Raw genomic sequence first — 8,550 nt, 5'->3', positions numbered from 1 at the left:
AAATTATTTCTTTAGCACCTGAAGTGCTTTAAGGACGAGAGGCCGGTTATGAAAAAGATCAAACGTGACGATGAAGTGATTGTCATAGCAGGCAAGGACAACGGTAAGCGTGGTAAAGTTAATCGTGTGATGAAGGATGGCCGTTTGGTCGTTTCTGGAATCAACATGATTAAGCGCCACACTAAGCCTAACCCAATGCTGGGTACGCCAGGTGGCATTGTTGAGAAAGAAGCGCCAATTCAGGCTTCTAATGTTGCGATTTTTAATCCAACAACCAACAAAGCAGACCGTGTAGGCTTCAAAGTCCTTGAAGATGGCAAGAAGGTACGTGTATTCAAATCTAACGACGAGCTCGTAGATAAGTAGGCAGGTAATAAACCATGGCAAATATGAAAGAAGTTTATAAAAGCGAAGTGGTACCTGCACTGCAAAAAGAGTTCGATTACAAGAGCATAATGCAAGTACCGAAAATTGAGAAAATTACCCTTAATATGGGTGTTGGCGAAGCGCTAGCAGACAAAAAAATGCTAGAGAACGCAATCGCTGATCTTGAGAAATTAGCTGGCCAAAAGCCAGTGACTACAAAAGCTCGTAAGTCAGTAGCTGGCTTTAAAGTTCGTGAAGGTTATCCGATCGGCTGTAAAGTTACTTTACGTGGCGAGCGTATGTGGGAATTTTTCGAGCGTTTAGTTGGTATCGCTATTCCGCGTATCCGCGACTTCCGAGGTCTAAACTCGAAGTCATTTGACGGACGTGGTAATTATTCAATGGGTGTTAAAGAGCAAATCATATTCCCAGAGATTGATTACGACAAAGTCGATAAGATTCGTGGTCTAGACATTACTATTACTACATCTGCTGCAACGGATGATGAGGGTCGAGCTTTGCTTCGCGCTTTCAACTTCCCGTTCAAAAAATAAGGGTAAGAAGCAATGGCTAAGATCTCAATGAAGCAGCGCGAACTAAAGCGCGAAAAAACAGTAGCCAAGTATGCTGAGAAGCGTGCGGAGCTAAAAGCAATTATCTCTAACCAAAATACTTCTGATGAAGATCGTTGGGAAGCTCAGAAACAATTGCAAAAGCTACCGCGCAACGCTAGTCCAAGCAGACTTAGAAATCGCTGTCAAGTGACAGGTCGACCACACGGCGTATACCGCAAGTTCAAACTTTCACGAATTAAATTGCGTGAACAGGGAATGAGTGGTAATGTGCCCGGCCTGAAAAAAGCAAGCTGGTAATACCAGTAAAGAAACGTTGGTAAGTACCATAACAAGCTGGTGGGGTTTCCTTCCGGCTTGTTTTTGATACTGCACAACTAAAAAGACTAGGAGTTCATACGATGAGTATGCAAGATACGCTTGCGGATATGTTCACACGTATTCGTAATGCACAGATGGCTGAGAAGCAATCTGTCACAATGCCTTCTTCTAAAATGAAGGTGTCAGTACTAGAAGTATTAAAGTCAGAAGGTTTCATCGAAGGCTTTAACACTGATGGTCAGGTAAAAGCACAGGTAACTGTTGATCTTAAGTATTTCGAAGGCAAGCCAGTCATCGAAGAAATTAAGAGAGCTAGCCGTCCAGGTCTACGCCAGTTTAAAGGTAAAGACGAGCTGCCAAGCATTCGCGGTGGTTTGGGTGTTGCCATTATTTCAACTTCGCAAGGTGTGATGACCGACCGAGCTGCGCGTAATGCCGGCATTGGTGGCGAAGTAATCTGCACAGTTTTCTAGGAGAAGGGCATGTCTAGGGTTGCTAATAGTCCAGTTCAGCTTCCTTCCGGTGTAGAAGTTAAGCTAACTGAGCAAGAAATTGAAGTAAAGGGCGGTAAAGGCACTTTATCTTTGGATCTTAATTCTGTTGTTACTGTAACGCAGGAAGGTTCAGAAATTAAATTTGCTGCTAAAAATGGCAGCAAGTTCTCACGAGCGATGTCTGGTACGACTCGCGCGTTGGTAAACAACATGGTTACTGGTGTAAGTACTGGCTTCCAGAAAAAGCTACAGCTAATCGGTGTTGGTTATCGTGTACAGATGCAGGGCAAGAAACTGAATCTGTCATTGGGTTTTTCTCACCCAGTCGAATACGAGCTTCCTGAAGGTATTAAAGCTGAAGCTCCATCACAGACCGAGATTGTTTTGTCAGGCGCTGACAAACAGTTGCTAGGTCAGGTTGCTGCTGAAATTCGTGCTTTCCGTCCGCCAGAGCCTTACAAAGGTAAGGGTGTACGCTTTGCTGACGAACATGTCAGACGCAAAGAAGCTAAGAAGAAATAGGTGAAGCTATGAGCATTAAGAAAGAATCAAGACTACGTAGAGCGAAAAAAACTCGCTTTAAGTTAAAAGCTTTGGGTGAGACCCGACTTACAGTTCATCGTACACCTAAGCATATCTACGCACAGATTATTTCAGGTGAAGGAAACAAGGTTTTAGCCTCTGCTTCTACTCTGGATAAAGATCTTCGCGGCGAAGGTACAGGTAACATTGACGCGGCTACTAAAGTTGGTGCTTTGATCGCTGAGCGAGCAAAGACAGCTGGTGTTTCAAGAGTAGCATTTGATCGTGCTGGTTTTAAATATCACGGTCGTGTAAAGGCATTGGCTGACGCTGCGCGTGAAGCCGGATTAGAGTTCTAAGGGGCATTACGATGAGCGTAGAAGACAAAAACGGTCCAGAGCTACAGGAAAAACTTGTACAAGTTAACCGTGTGGCAAAAGTTGTTAAAGGTGGTCGAATCTTCGGTTTCACAGCACTAACTGTTGTTGGTGATGGTGCAGGTCGTGTAGGTTTCGGTCGTGGTAAAGCGCGTGAAGTTCCAATCGCTATTCAAAAAGCAATGGATGCAGCTCGCAAGAATATGGTTGACGTACCTCTTAGCGGTACAACCTTGCAATATCCTGTAACTGCAAAGCATAGTGGCTCTAAGGTCTATATGCAGCCTGCTTCAGATGGTACTGGTATCATCGCTGGCGGCGCAATGCGTGCAGTGCTAGAAGTCGCAGGGATTCAAAACGTACTTGCTAAGTGCTACGGCTCTACAAACCCAGTTAACGTTGTTCGCGCAACAGTTAAAGGTTTGAGTGCAATGAAGTCACCAGAAGACGTTGCTGCTAAGCGCGGCAAGTCTGTAGACGAAATTACAGGATAAGGTCATGGCTAAGAAAACAATACAGGTTACATTGTACCGTAGCCCGATTGGTCGCTTACCTGCTCATAGAGCGTGTGTTACCGGTCTTGGTCTACGTAAGATTGGTCAGACTGTAGAGCTGGAAGATACACCTTCAGTTCGCGGTATGGCTAACAAAGTTAACTACATGGTTAGGATTGAAGGAGAATAAAATGCGTCTTAATTCAATAAGTCCAGCTCCTGGATCAAAGCCTACAGCTCGACGTGTAGGTCGCGGTATTGGTAGTGGTTTTGGTAAAACTTGTGGTCGTGGCCACAAGGGTTTGAAGTCTCGTTCTGGCGGTTCTGTAGCGCCAGGTTTCGAGGGTGGTCAGCAACCTCTAGCACGCCGACTTCCAAAGTTCGGTTTCAGTTCACGTCAAGCTAAGTACTCTGCTGAAATTCGTTTGAACGAATTAGCAGCTGTCGAAGCTGATGTTATCGACTTGGATGCGTTGAAAAACGCAAACTTGGTTCGTCGTGATGCTAAGCAGGCTAAAGTTATTTTGTCGGGCGAGTTATCTAAAGCAGTTACTATTCAAGGTTTGAAAGTGACTAAAGGTGCTCGTGAAGCAATTACTGCTGCTGGCGGAAAGGTAGAGGATTAATACCCATGGCGAAGTCAAACGCATTGCCTTCGGGCGTAGGTAAAGGTTTTGCAGAACTCAAATCAAGATTATGGTTTGTGTTCGCTGCAATCCTAGTTTATCGAGTTGGTGCGCACATTCCAGTGCCAGGCATCAACCCAGAGAGACTAGCCGCGCTATTCGAGCAAAACCAAGGTACTATTTTGAGCTTGTTTAACATGTTCTCTGGTGGTGCATTGGAGCGAATGAGTATCTTCGCCTTGGGAATCATGCCCTATATTTCTGCATCGATCATTATGCAGTTGTTAACTGCTGTAAGCCCTACTCTTGAACAGCTTAAGAAAGAAGGCGAAGCGGGTCGTAGAAAGATTAGTCAGTATACGCGTTATGGCACAGTTGCTTTAGCGTTGATACAGGCTTCAGGTATGTCGGTAGGTCTTGCCTCTCAAGGTGTGACCTTCACTGATAGCTTTAGTTTCTACTTCCTTGCGATCTCTACATTTGTTTGTGGTGCTGTCTTCCTTATGTGGTTGGGAGAGCAGATTACAGAGCGTGGTATTGGTAACGGTATTTCCTTGTTGATATTTGCAGGGATTGTCGCGGGTTTACCAGGTGCGTTCGGTCAGTCGTTTGAAGCTGCAAGGCAGGGAGAATTAAATATCCTTGCATTGTTAGGTATTGGTGTATTCGCAGTTGCTATCGTTGCCTTCGTCGTGTTTATCGAACGAGGTCAAAGACGCATCACTGTTAATTATGCAAAAAGACAACAGGCACGTGGTGGTTACTCTCAGCAGTCAAGCCATTTGCCGCTTAAAGTTAATATGGCTGGCGTAATCCCGCCTATATTTGCTTCGAGTATATTGTTGTTTCCTGCTTCAATGGGGCAGTGGTTCGGACAGAGCGAGGGCATGGAGTGGTTAGCTAATGTTTCTCAAGCGCTTGGGCCGAGTCAGCCTCTGTATGTTATTTTGTTTGCCATTGCAGTCGTCTTCTTCTGCTTCTTTTATACAGCGTTAATGTATAACCCAAAAGAAGTTGCAGATAACCTTAAGAAGTCTGGTGCTTTCGTTCCGGGTATTCGTCCAGGGGCGCAGACCGCAAACTATATCGATAGCGTACTGACACGTTTGACAATCTTCGGTGCAGCCTATATTGCCGCAGTTTCTTTGTTGCCGCAGTTTTTGGTTGTTTGGGCAAATGTTCCATTCTATTTCGGTGGTACATCCCTGTTGATCGTTGTGGTCGTAGTCATGGATTTCATGGCGCAAGTTCAGTCTCATTTAATGTCCCATCAATATGAGTCGCTGATGAAAAAATCGAACCTTAAAGGTTACGGTAATGGTGGGATGCAGCGTTAATCGCGAAGAGTTGAAAATTTAGTTTTTGGAGTAGCATATGAAAGTTCGTGCTTCGGTAAAGAAAATCTGCCGTAACTGTAAAATTATTAGAAGAAATGGCTCTGTAAGAGTTATTTGTCAAGAGCCTCGTCATAAGCAACGCCAAGGTTAATTGGTGTTGTATGAAAAGTGTGCTGCATATAGCTTGATTTATATTTAATCAGGCTGTATGATTTGCGCCCTTTTTATCAGACGGTAACTAAACAGTAGCGTAGAGCATTTGCTCAATTTAGCTACCAATTAAGCGGAGTAAGATGGATGGCACGTATAGCCGGTGTCAATATACCCGACAATAAACACGCAGTAATTTCTCTGACTTACATCTTTGGTGTAGGCAGAACTACTGCACAAAAAATATGCGATGCAACGGGTATAGCCCGTACTGCTAAAGTTAGCACGCTATCTGAAGAGCAGTTAGAAATATTGCGTTCTGAGGTCAATAACTTGACCGTAGAAGGCGATTTGCGTCGTGAACTTCAAATGAATATTAAACGGTTGAAGGACCTGGGTTGTTATCGTGGTCTTCGTCATCGTCACAGCTTGCCTGTGCGCGGTCAGCGAAGCAAAACGAACGCACGTACCCGTAAGGGCCCTCGTAAACCAATTCGTAAATAATAGGAATTCGTAATGGCAAAGCCAGGTACACGTACCCGTAAAAAGGTGAAAAAGACTGTTGTTGATGGTATGGCTCATATCCATGCATCATTCAACAATACTATCGTTACCATTACTGACCGCCAAGGCAACGCTCTATCTTGGGCAACTGCTGGTGGATCAGGTTTCCGTGGTTCGCGAAAAAGTACACCTTTTGCTGCGCAGGTAGCAGCTGAAAGAGCCGGTAATGCGGCTGCTGAATACGGCCTTAAGAACTTAGAAGTTCAAGTTAAGGGTCCTGGACCAGGACGCGAGTCCGCTGTTCGCGCTTTAAACGCTTGTGGTTATAAAATCACAAATATCACGGATGTGACACCTATTCCACACAATGGTTGTCGCCCACCTAAGAAACGTCGCGTTTAGAGGATTAGCAAATGGCTCGTTATATTGGACCAAAATGTAAACTGTCACGCCGTGAAGGTACTGACTTATTTTTGAAAAGTGGCGCTAAAGCGCTAGATTCAAAGTGTAACTTAGAAACTGCTCCAGGTATGCACGGTGCTCGTCGCGGACGTTTGTCTGAATACGGTACCCAGCTACGTGAGAAGCAGAAAGTTCGCCGTCTATACGGTGTTCTTGAAAAACAGTTCCGTGGCTACTATAAAGAAGCTGCACGCCGTAAAGGCGCTACAGGTGAAAACTTGCTTCAGTTGCTGGAACAACGCCTTGATAATGTTGTATATCGTATGGGCTACGGTTCTACTCGCGCAGAATCACGTCAGCTTGTATCCCACAAGGCAATCGTTGTTAACGATCAGGTAGTGAATATCGCATCTTACCAAGTTAAAGCTGGTGATGTTGTTGCTGTTCGCGAAAAAGCTAAGAACCAATTGCGTGTTAAAAACGCTGTTGAGTTAGCAGCTAATCGCGGGGCAGTTGAGTGGATCGACGTAGATACCAATAAACTCACAGGAACTTTTAAAGCTGTTCCTGAGCGTTCAGAGCTACCTTCGGACATCAACGAGAATCTAATTGTTGAGCTTTACTCTAAGTAATCTCATCGGATACAACATAAGGTATAGGGGCATATATGCAGCGTTCAGTTAATGAATTCTTGAATCCACGAAACATTGAAGTTCAAGGTTTAAGCGCAACACATGCAAAAGTTATTCTAGAGCCATTAGAGCGAGGCTTCGGCCATACGCTTGGCAGCGCATTAAGAAGAATTCTTTTGTCATCAATGCCGGGTTGTGCAGTTGTAGAAGCAGAAATCGAAGGTGTATTGCACGAGTACAGCGCAATCGAAGGTGTTCAAGAGGATGTTATTGAGATCCTTTTGAACCTTAAAGGTTTGGCTATAAACATGCACTCACGCGATGAAGCTAGTTTGACGCTTACTAAGAAGGGGCCAGGCCCAGTCTTGGCTAGTGACATTCAGTTGGATCATGACGTTGAAATCATGAATCCGGATCATGTTATTTGCAACCTTAGCGACAATGGTGATATCACTATGACGCTACGTGTTGGTCGCGGTCGTGGCTATGAGCCAGCTGACCAGCGTGGTAATAATGATGATGAAACACGCGCAATCGGTCGTTTGCAGTTGGATGCGTCATATAGTCCGGTTTCGCGAGTTGCATACTCTGTTGAGAATGCGCGAGTTGAGCAGCGTACTGACCTGGATAAGCTTGTAATTGATCTTGAAACTAACGGTACGATTGATCCTGAGGATTCAATCCGCCGTGCAGCTACAATTCTTCAGCAACAACTTGCTGTATTCGTTGATTTCGATAACGAAAAAGAAGTAGTTCAAGAAGAGGAAGAGGAAGAAGTCGATCCAATCCTGCTTCGTCCAGTAGATGATCTAGAGCTAACCGTTCGTTCTGCGAATTGTTTGAAAGCAGAGAATATTTACTACATTGGTGACCTAATTCAACGTACTGAGGTTGAACTGCTAAAAACGCCTAATTTGGGTAAGAAGTCTCTTACTGAAATTAAGGATGTACTAGCATCTCGTGGTCTTTCATTAGGTATGCGTCTTGAAAACTGGCCTCCAGCTAGTTTGAAAGGTGATGACCGAGTACTGGGTGGCTAAGTCATCCTCGGTTTGAATAGGTAAGGAATTATAAAATGCGTCATCGTAAAAGTGGTCGTAAACTTAATAGAAATAGCTCGCACAGAAAAGCCATGTTCAAAAATATGGCAGCTTCTCTTGTTGAGCATGAGTTAATCAAAACAACTTTGCCAAAAGCTAAAGAGCTACGTCGTGTAGCTGAGCCTTTGATTACGTTAGCGAAGAACGATACAGTTGCAAATCGCCGTTTGGCTTTTGCTCGTACTCGTGACAATGCTGTTGTAGCGAAATTGTTTAATGAGCTTGGTCCTCGTTACCAAGATCGCCCAGGTGGTTATATCCGCATTCTAAAATGTGGTTTCCGTTCTGGTGATGCAGCGCCAATGGCGTTCGTTGAGCTAGTTGACCGCCCAGTGGTTGAAGCCTTCGAGGATGACGACGAGTAGTTTTACTACTCACCGTCGTAAAAAAAACCAGCCTAGTGCTGGTTTTTTTGTGTCTGGAATAAATAAGCTAAGGCCCGCAGGCCTTGTTTTGTAAGCGTCTAGCCAAGCACACATAATACCAAACCCAACAATTAATTACGCTAGTTCCAAAATTCACAAGGAACTAGCACATGACTAAAAAGAACACCAAGAAAGCCAAACACGACTGGCCAAGTATCTTCGATTATCAAAAAGAGAGCGGGTTAACGGTTGCAGAATTCTGCTCCATACATAAAATCAGCACCTCTT

At 44.5% G+C, this 8,550-nt stretch carries 16 protein-coding genes; all 16 read left to right on the top strand.

The features are described 5' to 3' along the window. Positions 1-48: 48 nt before the first annotated feature. On the top strand, positions 49-366 hold the full coding sequence (rplX, locus tag A3735_RS15555; RefSeq protein WP_068508536.1) for a 50S ribosomal protein L24: 318 nt from the start codon (positions 49-51) through the stop codon (positions 364-366). A gap of 14 nt (positions 367-380) precedes the next feature. Beyond that, positions 381-920, top strand: coding sequence for a 50S ribosomal protein L5 (gene rplE, locus A3735_RS15550; protein ID WP_068508538.1), 540 nt, complete (start codon positions 381-383; stop codon positions 918-920). Positions 921-932: 12 nt separating this feature from the next. Further along, a complete protein-coding gene (gene rpsN, locus A3735_RS15545) occupies positions 933-1,238 on the top strand; it encodes a 30S ribosomal protein S14 (protein ID WP_068508540.1) in 306 nt (101 codons plus the stop codon). Between the two features lie 101 nt (positions 1,239-1,339). Continuing rightward, a complete protein-coding gene (rpsH, locus tag A3735_RS15540; protein ID WP_068508541.1) occupies positions 1,340-1,732 on the top strand; it encodes a 30S ribosomal protein S8 in 393 nt (130 codons plus the stop codon). 9 nt (positions 1,733-1,741) lie between these two features. Beyond that, positions 1,742-2,275: a 50S ribosomal protein L6 gene (rplF, locus tag A3735_RS15535; RefSeq protein ID WP_068508542.1), complete on the top strand. Its 534-nt coding sequence runs from the start codon at positions 1,742-1,744 to the stop codon at positions 2,273-2,275. A gap of 8 nt (positions 2,276-2,283) precedes the next feature. Then, positions 2,284-2,634 (top strand): 50S ribosomal protein L18, encoded by a 351-nt coding sequence (rplR, locus tag A3735_RS15530; protein WP_068508543.1) that lies wholly within the window; start codon positions 2,284-2,286, stop codon positions 2,632-2,634. An 11-nt stretch (positions 2,635-2,645) separates the two neighbouring features. Further along, positions 2,646-3,146, top strand: coding sequence for a 30S ribosomal protein S5 (gene rpsE, locus A3735_RS15525; protein ID WP_068508544.1), 501 nt, complete (start codon positions 2,646-2,648; stop codon positions 3,144-3,146). A gap of 4 nt (positions 3,147-3,150) precedes the next feature. Further along, entirely contained in the window at positions 3,151-3,336 is a 186-nt protein-coding gene (gene rpmD / locus A3735_RS15520) for a 50S ribosomal protein L30 (protein ID WP_068508545.1), read from the top strand. Between the two features lies 1 nt (position 3,337). Continuing rightward, positions 3,338-3,772: a 50S ribosomal protein L15 gene (gene rplO, locus A3735_RS15515; RefSeq protein ID WP_068508547.1), complete on the top strand. Its 435-nt coding sequence runs from the start codon at positions 3,338-3,340 to the stop codon at positions 3,770-3,772. A gap of 5 nt (positions 3,773-3,777) precedes the next feature. Continuing rightward, positions 3,778-5,109, top strand: a complete 1,332-nt coding sequence (gene secY, locus A3735_RS15510; RefSeq protein ID WP_068508549.1) for a preprotein translocase subunit SecY — start codon at positions 3,778-3,780, stop codon at positions 5,107-5,109. A gap of 37 nt (positions 5,110-5,146) precedes the next feature. Further along, the gene (rpmJ, locus tag A3735_RS29030; RefSeq protein ID WP_082865410.1) at positions 5,147-5,260 is read left to right on the top strand and encodes a 50S ribosomal protein L36; all 114 of its coding nucleotides are present in this window, start codon (positions 5,147-5,149) and stop codon (positions 5,258-5,260) included. 146 nt (positions 5,261-5,406) lie between these two features. After that, the gene (rpsM, locus tag A3735_RS15505) at positions 5,407-5,763 is read left to right on the top strand and encodes a 30S ribosomal protein S13 (RefSeq protein ID WP_068508551.1); all 357 of its coding nucleotides are present in this window, start codon (positions 5,407-5,409) and stop codon (positions 5,761-5,763) included. 12 nt (positions 5,764-5,775) lie between these two features. After that, complete coding sequence (rpsK, locus tag A3735_RS15500) at positions 5,776-6,165, top strand: 30S ribosomal protein S11 (protein WP_068508553.1); 390 nt, start codon at positions 5,776-5,778, stop codon at positions 6,163-6,165. A gap of 11 nt (positions 6,166-6,176) precedes the next feature. Continuing rightward, positions 6,177-6,797, top strand: coding sequence for a 30S ribosomal protein S4 (rpsD, locus tag A3735_RS15495; protein ID WP_068508558.1), 621 nt, complete (start codon positions 6,177-6,179; stop codon positions 6,795-6,797). Between the two features lie 35 nt (positions 6,798-6,832). Beyond that, entirely contained in the window at positions 6,833-7,837 is a 1,005-nt protein-coding gene (gene rpoA / locus A3735_RS15490; RefSeq protein ID WP_068554544.1) for a DNA-directed RNA polymerase subunit alpha, read from the top strand. Between the two features lie 35 nt (positions 7,838-7,872). After that, entirely contained in the window at positions 7,873-8,262 is a 390-nt protein-coding gene (gene rplQ / locus A3735_RS15485) for a 50S ribosomal protein L17 (protein ID WP_068511128.1), read from the top strand. Positions 8,263-8,550 lie beyond the last annotated feature (288 nt).

The sequence above is a fragment of the Oleiphilus sp. HI0061 genome (assembly GCF_001635675.1).
This window is presented reverse-complemented; position numbering and strand designations above follow the sequence as displayed.

Coding starts and splice junctions, on each gene's coding strand:
- rplX (WP_068508536.1), top strand. CDS start 49: ATGAAAAAGATCAAACGTGACGATGAAGTGATTGTCATAGCAGGCAAG.
- rplE (WP_068508538.1), top strand. CDS start 381: ATGGCAAATATGAAAGAAGTTTATAAAAGCGAAGTGGTACCTGCACTG.
- rpsN (WP_068508540.1), top strand. CDS start 933: ATGGCTAAGATCTCAATGAAGCAGCGCGAACTAAAGCGCGAAAAAACA.
- rpsH (WP_068508541.1), top strand. CDS start 1,340: ATGAGTATGCAAGATACGCTTGCGGATATGTTCACACGTATTCGTAAT.
- rplF (WP_068508542.1), top strand. CDS start 1,742: ATGTCTAGGGTTGCTAATAGTCCAGTTCAGCTTCCTTCCGGTGTAGAA.
- rplR (WP_068508543.1), top strand. CDS start 2,284: ATGAGCATTAAGAAAGAATCAAGACTACGTAGAGCGAAAAAAACTCGC.
- rpsE (WP_068508544.1), top strand. CDS start 2,646: ATGAGCGTAGAAGACAAAAACGGTCCAGAGCTACAGGAAAAACTTGTA.
- rpmD (WP_068508545.1), top strand. CDS start 3,151: ATGGCTAAGAAAACAATACAGGTTACATTGTACCGTAGCCCGATTGGT.
- rplO (WP_068508547.1), top strand. CDS start 3,338: ATGCGTCTTAATTCAATAAGTCCAGCTCCTGGATCAAAGCCTACAGCT.
- secY (WP_068508549.1), top strand. CDS start 3,778: ATGGCGAAGTCAAACGCATTGCCTTCGGGCGTAGGTAAAGGTTTTGCA.
- rpmJ (WP_082865410.1), top strand. CDS start 5,147: ATGAAAGTTCGTGCTTCGGTAAAGAAAATCTGCCGTAACTGTAAAATT.
- rpsM (WP_068508551.1), top strand. CDS start 5,407: ATGGCACGTATAGCCGGTGTCAATATACCCGACAATAAACACGCAGTA.
- rpsK (WP_068508553.1), top strand. CDS start 5,776: ATGGCAAAGCCAGGTACACGTACCCGTAAAAAGGTGAAAAAGACTGTT.
- rpsD (WP_068508558.1), top strand. CDS start 6,177: ATGGCTCGTTATATTGGACCAAAATGTAAACTGTCACGCCGTGAAGGT.
- rpoA (WP_068554544.1), top strand. CDS start 6,833: ATGCAGCGTTCAGTTAATGAATTCTTGAATCCACGAAACATTGAAGTT.
- rplQ (WP_068511128.1), top strand. CDS start 7,873: ATGCGTCATCGTAAAAGTGGTCGTAAACTTAATAGAAATAGCTCGCAC.